Source organism: Nocardioides sp. LMS-CY (assembly GCF_018732145.1).
GTDB lineage: Bacteria > Actinomycetota > Actinomycetes > Propionibacteriales > Nocardioidaceae > Nocardioides > Nocardioides soli.
This window is the reverse complement of sequence record NZ_CP076104.1, coordinates 3,384,760-3,399,902: the sequence shown is the minus strand read 5'-3', so window position 1 is coordinate 3,399,902 and position 15,143 is coordinate 3,384,760. Positions and strand designations below refer to the sequence as shown.

Sequence of the window (15,143 nt, the reverse complement as noted above, 5' to 3'; positions counted from 1 at the left end):
GCCGTGAGGCCCAGTGTGCGCACGCTGCAGATGGCGCCGGCGACGCTGTACTACGTCGCGCTGTTCCTGATTCCGTTGCTGATGCTCGCGGTCTACTCCTTCTACTCGGTGGAGTCGTTCGAGCCGGTGCCGAAGCTGACCCTGGACAACTACGTCGAGGCGGCGACGAGCGACGTCTTCCGCGGGTTCTACCTGCGCACGCTGCGGGTCGCGCTGACCGTCGCGCTCATCGTCACCCTGATCAGCTTCCCCTTCGCGTTCGTGCTGAACTACGTGCTGCCGGCACGCAAGCACGTCGTCTACTTCATGGTGCTGGTGTCGCTGTTCGGCGGCTACATCGTTCGGGTGTACGCGTGGCGGAACATCATGGGCCGCGAAGGCGTCGTCAACCAGACGCTCCTCGGCCTCGGCGTCGTGGACCGTCCGGTCACGCTGTTCCTGAACAGCGAGCTGGCGGTCATCGTCGCCCTGGTGAACTACCTCATCCCGTTCGGGATCCTCCCGATCTACGCGGCGATGCAGAACGTTCCGGTGGGGCAGGTCGAAGCCGCCCAGGACCTGGGCGGCTCGCGCTGGCTCGCCGCCCGCCGGGTGGTCCTGCCCCTCACGTCGCAAGGGTGCGTGGCGGCGTTCGCGATCAGCTTCATCGCGACGTCGGCCGAGTGGGTGACGCCGCAGCTGTTGGGTGGCACCGGTGACCAGCTCATCGGCAACCAGATCCAGCACCAGTTCGGCGGCGGTCTCAACTGGCCGCTCGGAGCCGCACTCGCACTGACCATGGTCGTGTTGGTGGTGGCGCTCCTCGGCCTCGCCTACGCGGTGATCAGGAGGTGGCTGCGATGAGGAACCCGATGGCGACGCGAAGCACCCGGGCGCTCGCCAGGGCGTACCTGATCGCGGTGATCGCCTTCCTGTTCGCGCCCCTGGTCGTCGTGGTGCTGTTCTCGTTCCACTCCGTGCCGCGGATGAGCCTGCCCTTCGAGGGGTTCTCGCTGCGGTGGTACGACGAGGTCCTGCACGATCCGGTCGTGATCGACGCGATGATGCGGTCGGCGACCGCGGCGGTGCTCACGGGTCTGCTCAGCGGAATCCTCGGACTGAGCATCGCCCTGGCGCTGGTCGGGGCGCGCCAGCGTGTCCGTGCCGCGACGATGGTGGCGGCGCTGATCCCGCTCACCTTCCCCAGCCTGCTCTACGCGATCGGTCTGGCGATCTGCTACCACTACTTCGACGTGGGCTACTCGCTGAAGGCGACGATCGGTGGTCACGTGATCATCGCCCTGCCGTTCGTCTTCATCGTGCTGAGCGCCAGCCTGGACCGGTTCCGGTTCTCGCTGCTCGAGGCCGCGTTCGACCTCGGGGCGAGCCCGTGGCTGGCGTTTCGCAAGATCACCCTGCCACTGATCCTCCCCGCGGTGATCGGCGCGACCGTGCTGGCCATGGCGCTGTCCACCGACGAGTTCGTGGTCGCGTTCTTCACCGCCGGGCAGGAGAAGACCCTGCCCCTGTTGCTCTACGCCCGTATCAACCAAGGGTTGGATCCCAGCCTGAACGCGATCGGCACCATCCTGCTCGTGGCAACGACGGGGTTGGCGTGGCTGAGCGCCGTCCGAACCGCCAAGGAGAGCTGATGACCGAGTCTCAGGCCGATGCCGCCGCGATCGAGCTGGTCGGGATCCACAAGAGCTTCGGTACCGCGGAGGCGGTCCGTGGCATCGATCTGGCCGTCCGGCAGGGGGAGTTCTTCTCCCTGCTCGGGCCCTCCGGATGCGGCAAGACGACCACGCTGCGGATGATGGCGGGGTTCGAGCAGCCGACGTCCGGGTCGATCCGCATGCACGGGCGCGACGTGACGGCGCTCGGTGCCAGTGCTCGTCCGACCAATCTCGTGTTCCAGAAGTACGAGCTCTTTCCCCACATGACCGTCTTCGACAACGTGGCGTTCGGGCTGCGCGTGAAGAAGGTGCCCAAGCACGAGACCGCGACCCGGGTCGCCGAGATGCTCGACGTCACCGGGGTCGGAGACCTGGCCGAACGACGTGCCGAGCAGCTGTCCGGTGGTCAGCAACAGCGGGTCGCGCTCGCCCGGGCCCTGGTCAACAAGCCCCAGGTGCTCCTCCTCGACGAGCCCCTGAGCGCCCTGGATGCGAAGCTCCGCCACCGCATGCAGGTCGAGCTGAAGGACATCCAGGCACGGTTGGGCACCACCTTCTTGTACGTGACCCACGACCAGGAGGAGGCCTTGATGATGTCGGACCGCATCGGGATCATGAACGCGGGCCGACTCGAGCAGGTCGGCACGCCGGACGAGGTCTACGAGCGCCCGGCCACGCCCTTCGTCGCCGACTTCGTCGGGGCCACCAACACGTTCAGCCTGGTCGGCTCCGCGACCCAGGGAGGCGCCGTCGTGTACCAGAGTGCCGGCGCCCGGATCGTGCTGCCCCCGGGCACACCGGCCGGGGAGCCGGTGCAGGCGATCCTGCGCCCCGAACGTGCCCGCATCGCCGCGGTAGGCGAGCAGTGTCTGGAGTCGTCCGTGCGCGGGACCTTGACCCGCGTGATCTACGCTGGCGCGTCGTCCCGCCTGGTGGTCGAAACCGAGCTCGGTCCGGTGATCGTCTCCGAGGCAGGTGTCGACAGGTCCGGCCTGCCGGCCGAGGGCAGCGCCGTCGAGGTGGGCTGGCGGGCCGACGCGCTGCGCGTGGTCGACCGCGTCGGGCCGGGAGTCGGAGCATGAGCGTGATGACGGTCCTCGGGCCGATCGAGCCGGACGCCCTCGGCCCCACGATGATGCACGAACACGTGTTCCTCGATGTCCGCGATCGGTGGAGTGCGCAGGACTCCCCCCTGCCGGATGCGGGCGTGCGCCGGTTCGACGCCTCGCTGAACGCCCGGGCCCGCTGGTCGAGCCACGTCGTACGGGACAACCTCGCGCTCGATCCGGTCGCCGACTACGACGTGCTCCGCCAGGAGGTCGCGACCTTCGTCGCGGCGGGCGGACCGGGTGCCTGCCTCGTGGACCTCACCTCCGGCGGCATCGGGACCGATGTGACCCGTCTGCGGGAGCTTGCGGCAGAGGTCGGCGTCACGATCGTCACGGGGGCGGGGTTCTACGTCTGCTCCACCCATCCGGCATGGGTCGAGACGGCCACGGTCGACGAGCTCGCCGACCACATCCTCGGTGAGGTGGAGCACGGCCGCGACGGCACCGACGTCCGTGCGGGGATCATCGGAGAGATCGGCACCTCCGAGGCGCTGCAGGACTGCGAGGAGCGCGTCCTCCGGGCAGCGGCCCAGGTGAGCCGGGCGACCGGGGTGGCCATCAACGTGCACTGCCACCCGAGCGGCCCGGAGGTCACCCACCGGATCATCGACGTGCTCGAGTCCGGTGGCGCCGACTTGACGCGCTGCTACCTCTCCCACCTCGACGAGATCGGCGACGTGGACTACCTGCGCTCGGTCCTCGACCGCGGCTGCGTGATCGGCTTCGACAGCTTCGGGCAGGAGGGGTACTTCGCCCCGGACTGGCCGGCCCGGACCGACGGGGCGAAGGCGCTCATGCTCAGCGGCCTCGCGGAGGGCTACCGGGACCAGCTGGTGGTCGCCCAGGACGTCTGCAAGAAGCAGCACCTGAGCGCGTTCGGGGGGCTCGGCTACGACCACGTCCTCGTCCGGGTCCTTCCCCGGATGCGGCAGCTGGGTCTGCTCGACGACGACCTGGAGGACCGGCTGCTCCGCGGCACGCCGCGTCGGCTGCTCACCCGGGTGCCGGGCGAGTGAGCTCCAGCCGGACGGGCTCCGCCATCGACCCGGTGGCGGTCCTGTGCGACGGTGAGCCCGGGGGATCCCTCGATGGCCTGCGGGAGCGTGCTCCCGTGCTGGTCTCGTCGCTTCGTGAGCCGCCGCCGCCGGGGTGGAACCCGGAGATCGTCTACCTGACCGAGTGGCCGACCACGCCCTGGGAGCAGGCGCTGGCCGAGGCGCCTCGACTTCGCTGGGTGCACTGGGCCGGCGTCGGCGTGGACCGGCTCCGGGGTCCGCTGTCATCACGCCCGGAGGTCCTGGTGAGCACCTCGCGCGGGGTGTTCGACCAGGCGATGGCCGAGTACGCCGTCATGCTGGGTCTCGCCGCGCTGCGTGACCTGTGGCCGACGTGGGAGCACCAGCGCCTGCGCCGGTGGGCCCCCCGGCCGACCCGCCGGCTCGCCGATGCCCAGGTGGTCGTGGTCGGGGCCGGGTCGATCGGCCACGCGGTCGGCCGGGCGTTCTCGGGACTGGGGGCCGAGGTGAGGCTGGTCGGCCGCGCCGGGCGCACCGATCCGGAGCTCGGCACCGTGGTGGCCGTCGGCGAGCTCGGGGAGGTCGTGCCGGAGGCGGACCTTCTCGTCCTCGCCGTCCCGCTCACCAAGGACACCCGCGGCATGATCGACCGTGCGGTGTTCGACCGCCTGAAGCCCGGCGCCCACCTCATCAACCTCGCGCGCGGACCCGTTGTCGTGGAGGCCGACCTGATCGCGGCGCTCGCCTCCGGCCGGCTCGCCGGCGCCGCCCTCGACGTGTTCGACACCGAGCCGTTGCCCGCAGACCACCCCCTGTGGACGCTCCCCGGCGTCGTGGTCTCGCCGCACATGTCGGCATCGGCGCACGGCGACTGGGACCGACTGCTCACCCACTTCCTGTTCAACCTCGACCGCTACCTGGCGGGGGAGCGGCCGCCGGACCTGGTCGACCTCGAGCAGGGCTTCGTCTCCAGCGAAAGGGACTGATGTCGTGACAGCGCATCCTCCGGCGGCCGGCACGGAAGGCACGGTGGCCGCCGACCTCGCCGATCTCCTCGTGACCGAGGGGATCGACCGGGTGTTCACGGTGCCGGGTGAGAGCTTCCTGCCGCTGCTCGACGCTCTGCACGAGCGGGGAGTCCAGGTCGTCACCTGCCGGCACGAGAACGGTGCTGCGTTCATGGCCCAGGCCGCCGGTCGGCTGACCGGACGTCCCGGTGTCTGCCTGGTCTCCCGGGCGCCCGGCGCGGCCAACGCCGCGATCGGCGTTCATGAGGCGGAGCAGGCCGGCACGCCGATGCTGATGATCGTTGGCCAGGCGAGCACTGGGCTGCTGGGACGCCACGCCTTCCAGGAGGTCGACCTGGTGCGCGTGTTCGCGCCGATGGCGAAGGCTGCGTACCAGCCCGTGGCGGCGGGAGAGGTGGCCGGTGCCGCGCGGGATGCGTGGCGCGCCGCCGTCTCCGGTCGCCCGGGCCCGGCGGTGCTCGCCGTACCCACCGACCTGCTGCGCGCCTCCACCGGCGCCCGGCCCGCCACGGTCGCGTCCGGCGATTCACCACGTGCCGGCCGGGCCGAGGCCGTGGCCGAGCTGGTGGCGGGTGCGCATCGTCCGATGGTGATCGTCGGAGGCGGGCGATGGTCGGCCGAGGCCGAGGCCGATCTCCGCCGCTGGGCCGAGGCCTGGAGCCTCCCGATCGCGGTGGAGTTCCGCTGCCAGGACTACCTCGACAACCGCTCGACGTCGTACGTCGGCGATCTCGGCCTGGCGCCGAGCCCGGCGCTCGCCGGACGGATCGCCGATGCCGACGTCTGCGTCGTGATCGGCGGCGAGCTCGGCGACATCGCGACCCAGGGCTTCTCCCTGTTCGCCCGCCGGCAGCCGGAGAGCTTGCTCCAGGTCGTCGACGACCCGAGCCGGGTGCGCGGTCGCCACCCGGGACGGGTGCGCGAGGGCGGCGGCCCCGAGACGGTCCGCGCGCTGGCGCAGCTGCCGGCCCCGCCCGGAGCGTCGGCCTGGCAGGGCCGGACCGGCACGGCGCGCGAGGAGTGGGTGGAATGGACCTCCGCGCACGAGAGCGGAGACGAGCTCGCGGTGGCCGTGCGTGGTATGTCGGAGCTGGCGAGCGAGCACACAGTGGTGAGCGTCGGCGCGGGCAACTACACGGGATGGGTGCAGCGACACTGGACGTTCCGCCAGTACGGCACCCAGCTCGCGCCACGCAGTGGCTCGATGGGATACGGCCTGCCATCGGCCGTCGCCGCCGCTCTGGGTGGCGCCCAGGGGCCGGTCGTGTCCTTCGGCGGGGATGGCTGCTTCCTGATGACGGCCCAGGAGCTGGCCACCGCAGCGCGTTACGGCGCAGGCGTGGTGGCCGTTGTCGTCAACAACGGCATGTACGGCACGATCCGCATGCACCAGGAGGCCGCCTACCCCGGTCGCGTGGCGGGCACGATGCTGACCAATCCCGACTTCATGGAGCTGGGGCGGGCCTACGACTGCTGGACATATCGTGCGCACCGAGCGGAGGAGGTGCTGGAGGCCTTCGCCGACTGCGTGGCCCACCCGGAGCGGCGCTCGCTCATCGAGATCGTGACGGCACCGGATCGCATCACTCCTACGCGGTCCCTGCTGCGGGGTGGTGGCCTGAGCCCGGTGTGACCGGCCAGGTGCGTCCTTGCCGCCCCAGGTTCCTGGCTTGGGGGAGTCGTGGGGCAGCCGATCGGCTCCGAGCAGGGTGAAGCGCTTCTCGGGCATGGTGGTTCTCCTGGTGCGGCCGTGAGGCGGAGCCTGGATCAGGCGGCGTCGTGGAAGACGAGGGCGAGCGTGTGCCGCTCGCCGCTGCGGATCGCCGACACGCCGTGACGCACCGGAGCCGCGGACCAGCCGCGTGCCGACGGGACCGGACGGTCGCGGGTGGTGAACACGTAGCCGTGCCCCTGGGGAAGGAGCGTCGAGGTGCCGCGGGACTGGGCACGGGGCCGTTGCTCGACGAGCAGGAACTCGCCGCCGGTGTGGTCGACGCCTGGCTCGTTGAGGTTGATGACGACCTGGAGCGGGAAGACGAGGTCGCCATAGAGGTCGCGGTGCAGGGCGTTCCAGTCGCCTTCGCGGTAGCGCAGCAGGATCGAGGTCGACTTGGTCTGCCCGACCGCGTGGCACCGGTCGAGCCACTCGTCGAGGCTGTCCGGCCAGGGCGCCTGCCGACCCAGGCGGGTCCACCAGTCGCGGGCGACGGGCAGCAGGCGCGGGTAGAGGGCCTGCTTGAGCCGCTCGATCGGCTCCGGGTACGGCGCGCGGAAGTACTTGTACTCCCCGGAGCCGAAGCGGTGCCGAGCCATGTCGATCCGGCTGCGGAAGAGCTTGTCGCGCTGGTACAGGTCGCGGATCTCCGCCGTCTCGTCGACGCTGAGGAGCGGGGGCAGCAGCGCGCCGCCGTACTGGTCGAGGTCGCTGGTGACCTGGGCCCAGTCGGCTCCGGCGACGCGCTGCTCCCACGATGCGGTCGTGCTCATGCGGCCTCCAGGTGCAGGAGGGTGGACTTGGCCTCGGCGCCGCCGATGTAGCCGCCGAGGCTGCCGTCGGCGCCCAGGACCCGGTGGCAGGGGACCACGACCGGGAGGGGGTTGGTGGCGCACGCCGTACCGACCGCGCGGACGGCCTTGGGGTTGCCGACGAGCATGGCGACCTCGCCGTAGCTGCGAGTCTGTCCATAGCCGATCGCGGGGAGATGCCGCTGGACCAGCTGCCGGAAGCCGTGGGACAGCGACAGGTCGAGGTCGAGGTCGAAGGCGCGACGGTCGCCGGCGAAGTACTCCGCGAGCTCCCGTGCCACGCGATCGAGCCGGGCCGGTGCCCGCAGGATGCGGGCGGACAGCTTGCGGCCGAGCTCATCGAGGACCAGGTCGTGGTCCTCGCGGGCATAGGCCACGCGGACCAGGCCCCTCGTGGTCGCGGCGAGTAGCAGGGGCCCGACGGGACTGTCGACGACGGTGTAGGCGACGTCGAGGATGCCCTCGGCGGCGGCCTGCGTGACGAGTCGGTCGTGGAGGCGGGCCAGGACGGCGTCGTCCGCGGGCGTCGACAACGCAGCAGCGAGTGCCGTGTCGAGGTCACCGGTGTGGCGATCGTTGTCGTTCATGATGGTGCTCCTTCCGTGCTCGGGCCCGGATAGTTCTGTCTCAGCTTCTTGATGCCGTCCGCGGCCGCGCGGCGGGCCGCGTCGGTGGTGCCGCCGAGGATCCGCGCGATCTCGGCGTAGGGCAGGCCGGCGACGTAGTGGTACGCGACCGCCTGGCGCTGCTTGTCGGGCAGTGCCCGAACGCTCTGCCACAGCTCGGATGCGTCGAGGTCGGAGTCGGGTGCGGCCGGGCGCTCGGGCGGCTCCTCGACCGGCAGCGGACGCCGGTTGATGGCTCGGACGATGTCGATGGCCTTCCGGTGGGCGATGGTGACCAGCCAGGCCTCGATGTTCGCGTCCGGTGGGAGGTCGGGATACGCGCGCATCGCGGCGAGGAAGGTCTCCGACCAGGCGTCCTCCGCATCGTGCCGGCCGAGGACGGCGCGACAGACCCGGAGCACGGTGGCGCCGTATACCTCCACGACCCTCTCGAAGGGCTGTTTCACCCCGCTCCCTTCGTCCGGCCCGGGCACTCCTGCCCCTCCGCGGACGGGGCGGACGGGTCGGTCGTCCTCGCCCGCCCCGTCCGCGGGAGCGCTCTCATCATGCTCTGACATCGGCGGTCGGCGATCAGAACAGCCGGCCCGCAGCTCGCGCGTCGACCTCTTCGAGGGCGAGCAGGGCCTTCTTGCGGGCCAGGCCCCCGGCGTACCCGGTCAGCGACACTCCGGCACCGACCACCCGGTGGCACGGCACGAGGAGGCACAGCGGGTTCGCGCCGACCGCCTGACCGACCTGCCACGCCAACGCCTTGTCGCCGAGCTCATCGGCGATCGCGCCGTACGTCGTGGTCGTCCCGCGCGGGATCCGGTCCAGGATCTTCCAGACCTTCCTCTGGAACTCGTCGCCCTCGGCCGCGAGCGGCAGGTCGAAGTCGAGGCGACGACCGTCGAGGTAGTCGACCAGCTGGGTCGCGGCCTCGGCCAGCAGCGGGTCCTCTCTGGCGGGGATCTCCGGGCCGAAGGTCTCCTGGCGGGGACGGCGGATGTGGCTGCGGAAGTACAGGCCGCTGATCGCCTCGCCCGACGGGGTGCTGGTGGCGACCACGGTGATCGGGCCGAAGTCGGTCTCCACGACCGCGTGTCGAGTCTTCATGATCTGTCTCCTTCTCCTCAGCCGGTAGACGTCCACGTCGCCCGGAACGTGAGATGTGCCGTTCGGGGTCGTGGGCGAGATGAGGGCGGTCAGTCCGCCAACGGATCTGGCGGCGGTCGTGACGTGGAGCGGCCGCGCATCCAAGCCGTCGAGCTCCCGCGTGATCCACCTGCGCTGACTCCGAACCATGGCCGCGGCCAGCGGCGGGCGCCGTGCCACTCGTCGCATGGAGAGGGTCGGTGTCGCGTTCCGTGTGTGCACGTGAGAACTCAAGGACACAGGCGCGCTGTCGCCCAGGGGGAGTCGGTATCGGCGCGCAACGCCTCCTCGTCGAACCCCAGATCGCTGATCGCACGGAGGCTCGGCGCCGAGCGGACCAGGTGCGCCAGGTGCACCACCCGCATGTCGCGCGTCTCGTGGTCGACCTCGCCGCAGTGGATGGTCCAGTCCTCGCCGCGCTCCTCGTCCGACTGGCGCGCTGCCCACAGGACGGCCTCGCCGTCGTCGACGACGTGGCTGCAGGAGAACGCCCGGTGGTCCGGTGGCACGGGGAAGGTCCACTCCGGGTCCGACGCGAGTCCGCCGGTGTGGTCGATGGGCACCCGCCACTCGCGCGGCTGCAGGTCGTCGAGCATCTCCTCCGCCCCCGGCTGCCAGGCGAAGATGCCGCTCCGGTCCGGCCACACGAGCGCCAGTGCGTCCTGCGGGCGGCGATGGAACCACGCCGACCAGGTGACCGTCTCCTCGAGCGCGTCGTCATCGACCTGCTCGATCGCGACCGGCACGCCGGCCAGCACGTCCTCGAGAGCGTCGCCGGGGGCGAGGCGGCGGCCGTCGATGACCCGTTGGGCCACGTCGTTGAGGGCGCTGTGCAGCACGCGGTGGTCGAGTCCGGACATCAGCAGCTCCGGGTGACCGCAGCGATGCCCCAGGCCGACCGTGTACGCGAACGCTGGTCCCGGTTCGTCGTGGTCGTCGAACCAGGGGTCGTCGTGATCGGGGTGGCTGCAGCCGGCGTCCCCGCCCACCAGGATCACCTGCCATCCGTGCTTGAGGACCGTGTCGATCGTGTGACGGTCCAGCTCGTCGTAGGCGTCGTCCGGCCGACATATGTGGCAGTCGCACCCGCGCGCCGCGGGAAGCGGGCCCATCCACGGCGTGTCGTTCCCGGCTCGTGACATCGCACCTCCTCGTGTCGGAGTCGGTTGTACCGCGCCCGGAGGTGGTGGCGCGTCGGCTATCCACAGGCCGCCTCCTGCGCATTGCGCAGCAGAGCGGCTGATCGCAGCCTTGTCGTCATGGGCTACCAGACCGACTTCATCGGCTATCTGCAGATCGAGCCACCCCTCGGGCCGCGCGAGATTTCCTTCATCAACCGCATCTCCGGATCGCTGTTCCTCCACGAGTCCGAAGGCGGACTGCGGGTGGCCGACGAGGACGACGAGGTGCTCCGCGATCTCACCAAGCATGCCCCGCGCGGGTGGTCCAACTGGGCCGTGTGTCCCCAAGGCTGCTGTCTCAGCTACGACGGCGGTGACAAGGCGAACCACATGGTGCCGTGGCTCACGTTCCTGATGGACACCTTCCTGGTGCCGGGCGCCGCAGCCGAGGGCATCGAGGGGATGACCTGTGACCACATCCTGACCGGCATGGTTGTCGGCTCTCGTCGCGACACCCGAGAGCTCTACTCGATCACCGCCCGAGACAACGACGTCGAGGTCGAGCTCATGTGGCCAGGCAATCCGCAGTGGAGCGACTACCCGCGGCTGGCGTATCAGACCAGGATCGATCGCTTCCGAGACTGGGTGGCCGACCGGAAGGCGCGCGGATAGGGAGAGCGCCGCAGGGTTTGGGACCCTCGGCCCTCGTCGCGACGATCGAGCCCGGTTCCGACCAACCGTCAGCTCGCCCGGCCTACCAACGGCTCGGCCTTCGCGAGCGTGATGAGCGTCGTGCCGCGTCGTGCCGGGCGCAAGCGACCGGTGCCCAAGGACAGCTCAGCCATGTCACCGCCGCCGTTGTGTCGCATGCACGAGGCCCGCGGACTCCTAGCGAAACCGAGGCGATCCTCGGGGGCTCTCCCAACTCGGCCCGTCTTCCGCGCATCGGCGTTGATCAAGGCCGTTGAGTAGTGGGCCGTGTCCTTCAGATCGAGGAGGGTGGTGAGGTGCTTGCTCGGCTTGTCGTCCGGGATCGCGCTGCGGAGGAAGCCGATGGCTCCCGCGTGGTCCTCGCCGCGCCATCGCTCGCCGACGGCGCCGGCCCCGATCGCATCGGCGGCTGAGATCCCCGCGAGGACATAGAGCGAGACGGCGACCTTGGCGGCGTAGGTGTCATCGACGTCGGAGCCGACCAGTTCGCCGGCCTCATGGCATTTGCGCGCGTAGTCGAGTCGCTGCCTGCCCTGTGCGCGATTGAACGCCTCGGTCCTGTCTCGGCTCGAGCGGCTCATCCGACGCGCTCCGTTTCGTTCATGAGGTCGAGTCCGTCGCGGCGGATGCTGTCAACCAGCGGGTCGCCATCCTTGGTCATCCTTGTCCACGCCGACTCGCTGACGACGACGAGCTGCGCGTGGTTGCCGGTCCACCGGGCCACGGAAGACCGGAGCGCCTCGATGTCTGGGTCCGTTGGCGCGGAGTCATCTCGGTGGACGATCAGGATGTCGATGTCGGACGCGGCGTCGCCGTCGCCTCGGGCTGCGGAACCGAAGAGCGTGGTCTGCTTCGGCGGCTGCTCCCAGGTGCCCAGGAGGTCGCCGAGGCGCTGGAGCAGGGAGCTGCGGATGCCGACGAGGACCTCGACGGCCGGCCAAGCGAGGTGCTCGCGATTGGCCTCGTAGAGGATCGACGAGCCGGCGCGCTCAGCCGTGATGATGCCGGTCTCGGTGAGTCGATCGAGCACAGTCGCGACGCCGGGGATGCTGCCTCGGCGCGCAAGGCGCTGCACCTGTCGGCCGGTGATCGGCTTGCCGGCTCGGGCCAGGACCTCGAGCACAGCGCCGTCAAGCGACGGCACGACAGTCTCGTAGGGAGCGGACACATCCACGTGCTAAAAATAACAGACATGTGTCTGAAATAGTTGTCGGCCAATCTGGCGTGCGCGTATCGAGATGGGCTCGCTCACAGCGAGCACTCCCGTGGTGGTCCTCGGACAGGCGAAGTGCATTCTGCCGAGTTCGTCGGTATCACCGGAGCAAGTCGCGCGCGTGGTCGCGCGGCTGCGCCGGGACTGGATCGGCGTCTATGTCACCACAGGATCCTTCTCGCGGCAGGCCCAGGTCGAGATCATCGACGACCAGTACCCGGTCGTCTTGATCTCCGGCGGCACGCTGGCAGCTGCGGTGCGGCAGATGGCGCAGGCCAACTACGGCGGCGATCTGGAAGCCCTCCTGGAGTCCACGATCGACGGACACGGCACGGTGGCCACGCATCGTCGACCCGAGGAAGTCCTCTCGATGTAGGTGTGTCGGGCACACCTCGCGCGTGGGCTGCACTGGGTACGCACAACAACGAAGAACGGCGCCTGACGCTGGAAGACGTCGAAAGACGTTTTCGCAGGACAGGCGCCGTTTCAGGCACCCAGCCGCAGGTCAGCGAGACCCGGAATCAGATGTCGTAGTTCTGACCGCACCTGTACCCTGACCTGCGCAAACGTCGAATAGGCAGGGGGGCGGGCCGCGATGGGACCGCACGCGGCCAGTCGCCGCGCGCGGACGCCACTGGCCGACCTCGGTGGACCCGGAATGAGGCATCGCACTGATCGCGGTGAGGCTCGGGTGCTCTATCGGGCGGTGCGCAGCGTGGACCAAGTCAACGATCGGGTCTGCTGCGCGATCGGGTGACAGGTCAAGGTGTCACCCATCCGTGCAGCAAACCCTCAGGCAAGAGTGGAGGCGGCGGTGGCCCGCGAGCTGGCACGCCGGTATGGCGTGTGACCTCCGCCCGGCGTCGGTGTACGCGTGTCTGAACGCCATGGGATGGTGCGCCGACTGGACTGATCGCCGAGGTTGGTGCCGGGCGTAGGGTTGAGGTGAGTGACCGGCGATAAGGCCTCCGCCCGGAGGTCGGTGTCGGTCGAGAGGCGGACGTCATGACGACGTCGAAGGGGCTCATGCATCCCTCCGAAATCGCCCCCGTGGGTCGCGGCCCGCTGCGGCTCAACATGGCCGAGCATCCCGGCAAGAATCGTCTCGATGGCGCGTGGTGGCCCCAGAGCCGCGACTTGGCGGTGGAGCTGGCCGACCTGGTCGACCACATCCCCCCGCGGTTCGGCCGGGTCGCGCGCGTGCTGTTCTCCCCGCCCGACTGGGATCCCGGGCCGCGCCGTGTTCCGGTCGCCGGCGGCTACGTGAAGGTCGGCTCGTTTCCTCGCGACGACAGCCACCTGATCGACCTCACGATGTCGGACCGGACCGTGCTCCACGTCCTGGTCGTGCCACCCGGCTTCACCGCGGGCCAGGGCGAGGAGGCACTGTTGGCTGCTGCGACCTCCGGAAACGCGCACTCGGCAAACGACCTCCTCGCAGAGGTCGTGGACTCGCCTGATGTCGACCCCACGGGTCACTGGACCGACGACGGTGGGTCCTGGTGGAGACGGAGCCCGATGCCACCGTCGTTCCGGACAGGCAGCTGACAGTGGCGTACTTGATGCTCTACGGCAACGGGTGGACGCAGCGCTGGGGGATCGTTCCGGGTATGGAGGAGCAGGTCCGTTCCCAGATCGTCCAAGTCGGAACGGACGCCACGGGGGAGCTCACCGTGGTCGATCCTGGGTCCGAGGCCGAAGCCACCCTTGTGGTCGCGTGGGCACTTGTGGCGGCCGCCGTGGTGCTCGACGGCTCCGGCCGGGCCGCAGCCGGCGACTCCACGGGGCAGTACGCCTGACACCGACTCCGATCGAGGCGAACAAGGAGGCACCGACGATGAAGTTCGTCATCGAGGCGAATCTGGCGAGCAAGCCAGCATGGTGGCTGCTCGATGACGACGATCGAGTCGTCGCCTGGGCTGGGCGGACCTTCGTCAGCCTCGCCCACGCCGACCAGGCAGCCCATGACTTCCGAGTGAATGCCGATGATCCCGACTACCGGATCCACACCAAGTCCGGTGGCAGTTGGCGGTGGACTGCCTGGCGGTCGGAGGGCGACCGGGTGGCTGTCTCTGGTGACTGGTTCCCCGACAAGGCCGCCGCTCGCGACGCGGCCCGGCGAGTTCAGCAGCAAGCGTGCACCGCTATCGGGCCGTGACCGTGTCGGGCCTGGTGCTTCGCGTCCGGCTGGTCAGCGGTGACAGTACCGACGTCACCTACGAAGACCCCGACGCGGGAAGCGACGCCGAGTTGATCGACCACGTCGTAGCCAGGCTCTCGAACGACTCCGGCGTACTGCGCTGCAGACACGGCGACCGGCTCGTGGTGTTGTATGCCAGGGGCGTCGCAGCTGTGGAAGTCGCACCTCGGGGCGCTGTCCTCTGACGGATGGAGCCGTGGTCGGCACTTCGAGGTCACATCTGATGAGCCTGGCTCATCTCGTGGGCCCGGATTCTAGGTCAGCGGAGTCCCCGAGACGGTCGCCACCAGGTTTGCGATGATCTGCTCGCCGGCTTGCGGGTCGCGAACGAGCGGCCGCTGGATGGCGGCGCGAATCTGGGTGGTCTCCAGGATGAGAGCACGACCCTCGGGCATCGACTCGAAGAGACCACCTCCGAGAGCAGGGCGAGCCTGGGATCGTTCGTCGTCATGGCGCCCGCGATCTGCGCGGCGTCGAGGAGCGCCACGCCAGCACTGGCACTGAGGGACATGTTGTTCCTCCGCTCATCGTTGGCATCTCGTGCTGAACATCGCGCGACACGGCGCCGGCCGAGTCAATGCCTCAGGGCGCGCCCCTTAGCCGGCGGTAGACCACGATCTCGGTTCTGATCCGACGAGGTATGGGCGCGCCCAGGTCAGTGATGGCGGAGGCGTACTGCTCCAACGCGTCGAGCAGGTCTTCACGTGCGGCCGCCTTGTCGATCTCTCGTGCCGCTCCTCGTCGACCGCGTAGTCTCGCTCGCGCGACCCCGACCGTTTGAAGGCATGTCACAAGCCGGTCGTG

At 69.8% G+C, this 15,143-nt stretch carries 19 protein-coding genes; 12 read left to right on the top strand and 7 right to left on the bottom strand.

From position 1 onward, the window contains the following. Window positions 1-3: 3 nt before the first annotated feature. The 6 genes from KM427_RS16230 to KM427_RS16205 all read left to right on the top strand — a co-directional run bounded on the left by KM427_RS16230 (window position 4) and on the right by KM427_RS16205 (window position 6,441). A complete protein-coding gene (locus KM427_RS16230; RefSeq protein ID WP_183594108.1) occupies window positions 4-843 on the top strand; it encodes an ABC transporter permease in 840 nt (279 codons plus the stop codon). Between the two features lie 8 nt (window positions 844-851). Further along, window positions 852-1,631 carry an ABC transporter permease gene (locus KM427_RS16225; protein WP_215524562.1) on the top strand — a complete coding sequence of 260 codons (780 nt, stop codon included), beginning with the start codon at window positions 852-854 and terminating at the stop codon, window positions 1,629-1,631. Next, complete coding sequence (locus tag KM427_RS16220) at window positions 1,631-2,737, top strand: ABC transporter ATP-binding protein (RefSeq protein WP_215524561.1); 1,107 nt, start codon at window positions 1,631-1,633, stop codon at window positions 2,735-2,737. Before KM427_RS16225 ends, KM427_RS16220 begins: the two co-directional genes overlap by 1 nt. After that, window positions 2,734-3,780, top strand: a complete 1,047-nt coding sequence (locus KM427_RS16215; RefSeq protein ID WP_215524560.1) for a phosphotriesterase family protein — start codon at window positions 2,734-2,736, stop codon at window positions 3,778-3,780. The genes KM427_RS16220 and KM427_RS16215 overlap by 4 nt, the downstream gene beginning before the upstream one ends. Before the next feature lie 95 nt (window positions 3,781-3,875). Then, window positions 3,876-4,766 (top strand): D-2-hydroxyacid dehydrogenase, encoded by an 891-nt coding sequence (locus KM427_RS16210; RefSeq protein ID WP_215524559.1) that lies wholly within the window; start codon window positions 3,876-3,878, stop codon window positions 4,764-4,766. Between the two features lie 4 nt (window positions 4,767-4,770). Next, window positions 4,771-6,441, top strand: coding sequence for a thiamine pyrophosphate-binding protein (locus tag KM427_RS16205; protein ID WP_215524558.1), 1,671 nt, complete (start codon window positions 4,771-4,773; stop codon window positions 6,439-6,441). A gap of 134 nt (window positions 6,442-6,575) precedes the next feature. Here KM427_RS16205 and KM427_RS16200 read toward each other — a convergent pair whose 3' ends face one another. From KM427_RS16200 to KM427_RS16180, 5 genes are all read right to left on the bottom strand, one after another. Continuing rightward, window positions 6,576-7,295: a 2OG-Fe(II) oxygenase gene (locus tag KM427_RS16200; protein WP_215524557.1), complete on the bottom strand. Its 720-nt coding sequence runs from the start codon at window positions 7,293-7,295 to the stop codon at window positions 6,576-6,578. Beyond that, window positions 7,292-7,921 (bottom strand): methylated-DNA--[protein]-cysteine S-methyltransferase, encoded by a 630-nt coding sequence (locus KM427_RS16195; RefSeq protein WP_215524556.1) that lies wholly within the window; start codon window positions 7,919-7,921, stop codon window positions 7,292-7,294. The genes KM427_RS16200 and KM427_RS16195 overlap by 4 nt, the downstream gene beginning before the upstream one ends. After that, window positions 7,918-8,382 (bottom strand): RNA polymerase sigma factor, encoded by a 465-nt coding sequence (locus KM427_RS16190; protein ID WP_252274567.1) that lies wholly within the window; start codon window positions 8,380-8,382, stop codon window positions 7,918-7,920. The genes KM427_RS16195 and KM427_RS16190 overlap by 4 nt, the downstream gene beginning before the upstream one ends. Window positions 8,383-8,530: 148 nt before the next feature. Beyond that, window positions 8,531-9,055: a methylated-DNA--[protein]-cysteine S-methyltransferase gene (locus KM427_RS16185; protein ID WP_215524554.1), complete on the bottom strand. Its 525-nt coding sequence runs from the start codon at window positions 9,053-9,055 to the stop codon at window positions 8,531-8,533. A 269-nt stretch (window positions 9,056-9,324) separates the two neighbouring features. After that, a complete protein-coding gene (locus KM427_RS16180) occupies window positions 9,325-10,236 on the bottom strand; it encodes a DUF4262 domain-containing protein (protein ID WP_215524553.1) in 912 nt (303 codons plus the stop codon). 24 nt (window positions 10,237-10,260) lie between these two features. Between KM427_RS16180 and KM427_RS16175 the strand changes: the two genes are divergently transcribed. After that, window positions 10,261-10,887, top strand: coding sequence for a hypothetical protein (locus tag KM427_RS16175; protein ID WP_215524552.1), 627 nt, complete (start codon window positions 10,261-10,263; stop codon window positions 10,885-10,887). A 68-nt stretch (window positions 10,888-10,955) separates the two neighbouring features. On the opposite strand, the gene KM427_RS16170 is transcribed toward KM427_RS16175, so the two are convergent. Next, window positions 10,956-11,507, bottom strand: coding sequence for a hypothetical protein (locus tag KM427_RS16170; protein WP_215524551.1), 552 nt, complete (start codon window positions 11,505-11,507; stop codon window positions 10,956-10,958). Next, window positions 11,504-12,100: a nucleotidyltransferase domain-containing protein gene (locus tag KM427_RS16165; protein ID WP_215524550.1), complete on the bottom strand. Its 597-nt coding sequence runs from the start codon at window positions 12,098-12,100 to the stop codon at window positions 11,504-11,506. Before KM427_RS16165 ends, KM427_RS16170 begins: the two co-directional genes overlap by 4 nt. A 91-nt stretch (window positions 12,101-12,191) precedes the next feature. Between KM427_RS16165 and KM427_RS16160 the strand changes: the two genes are divergently transcribed. The 5 genes from KM427_RS16160 (at window position 12,192) to KM427_RS16140 (ending at window position 14,524) form a co-directional block, all read left to right on the top strand. Beyond that, on the top strand, window positions 12,192-12,515 hold the full coding sequence (locus KM427_RS16160; RefSeq protein WP_252274565.1) for a restriction endonuclease: 324 nt from the start codon (window positions 12,192-12,194) through the stop codon (window positions 12,513-12,515). Window positions 12,516-13,144: 629 nt separating this feature from the next. Continuing rightward, window positions 13,145-13,687 (top strand): DUF5994 family protein, encoded by a 543-nt coding sequence (locus tag KM427_RS16155; RefSeq protein WP_215524548.1) that lies wholly within the window; start codon window positions 13,145-13,147, stop codon window positions 13,685-13,687. Window positions 13,688-13,698: 11 nt separating this feature from the next. Beyond that, a complete protein-coding gene (locus KM427_RS16150; protein ID WP_215524547.1) occupies window positions 13,699-13,938 on the top strand; it encodes a hypothetical protein in 240 nt (79 codons plus the stop codon). Window positions 13,939-13,976: 38 nt separating this feature from the next. Beyond that, a complete protein-coding gene (locus KM427_RS16145) occupies window positions 13,977-14,297 on the top strand; it encodes a hypothetical protein (protein WP_215524546.1) in 321 nt (106 codons plus the stop codon). Next, window positions 14,294-14,524, top strand: coding sequence for a hypothetical protein (locus KM427_RS16140; RefSeq protein WP_252274563.1), 231 nt, complete (start codon window positions 14,294-14,296; stop codon window positions 14,522-14,524). The genes KM427_RS16145 and KM427_RS16140 overlap by 4 nt, the downstream gene beginning before the upstream one ends. Window positions 14,525-15,143 lie beyond the last annotated feature (619 nt).

Excerpts from the sequence above, each read along its gene's own strand:
- KM427_RS16225 (WP_215524562.1), top strand. The coding sequence starts at position 852 with ATGGCGACGCGAAGCACCCGGGCGCTCGCCAGGGCGTACCTGATCGCG.
- KM427_RS16220 (WP_215524561.1), top strand. The coding sequence starts at position 1,631 with ATGACCGAGTCTCAGGCCGATGCCGCCGCGATCGAGCTGGTCGGGATC.
- KM427_RS16215 (WP_215524560.1), top strand. The coding sequence starts at position 2,734 with ATGAGCGTGATGACGGTCCTCGGGCCGATCGAGCCGGACGCCCTCGGC.
- KM427_RS16200 (WP_215524557.1), bottom strand. The coding sequence starts at position 7,295 with ATGAGCACGACCGCATCGTGGGAGCAGCGCGTCGCCGGAGCCGACTGG.
- KM427_RS16195 (WP_215524556.1), bottom strand. The coding sequence starts at position 7,921 with ATGAACGACAACGATCGCCACACCGGTGACCTCGACACGGCACTCGCT.
- KM427_RS16185 (WP_215524554.1), bottom strand. The coding sequence starts at position 9,055 with ATGAAGACTCGACACGCGGTCGTGGAGACCGACTTCGGCCCGATCACC.
- KM427_RS16180 (WP_215524553.1), bottom strand. The coding sequence starts at position 10,236 with ATGTCACGAGCCGGGAACGACACGCCGTGGATGGGCCCGCTTCCCGCG.
- KM427_RS16170 (WP_215524551.1), bottom strand. The coding sequence starts at position 11,507 with ATGAGCCGCTCGAGCCGAGACAGGACCGAGGCGTTCAATCGCGCACAG.
- KM427_RS16155 (WP_215524548.1), top strand. The coding sequence starts at position 13,145 with ATGACGACGTCGAAGGGGCTCATGCATCCCTCCGAAATCGCCCCCGTG.
- KM427_RS16145 (WP_215524546.1), top strand. The coding sequence starts at position 13,977 with ATGAAGTTCGTCATCGAGGCGAATCTGGCGAGCAAGCCAGCATGGTGG.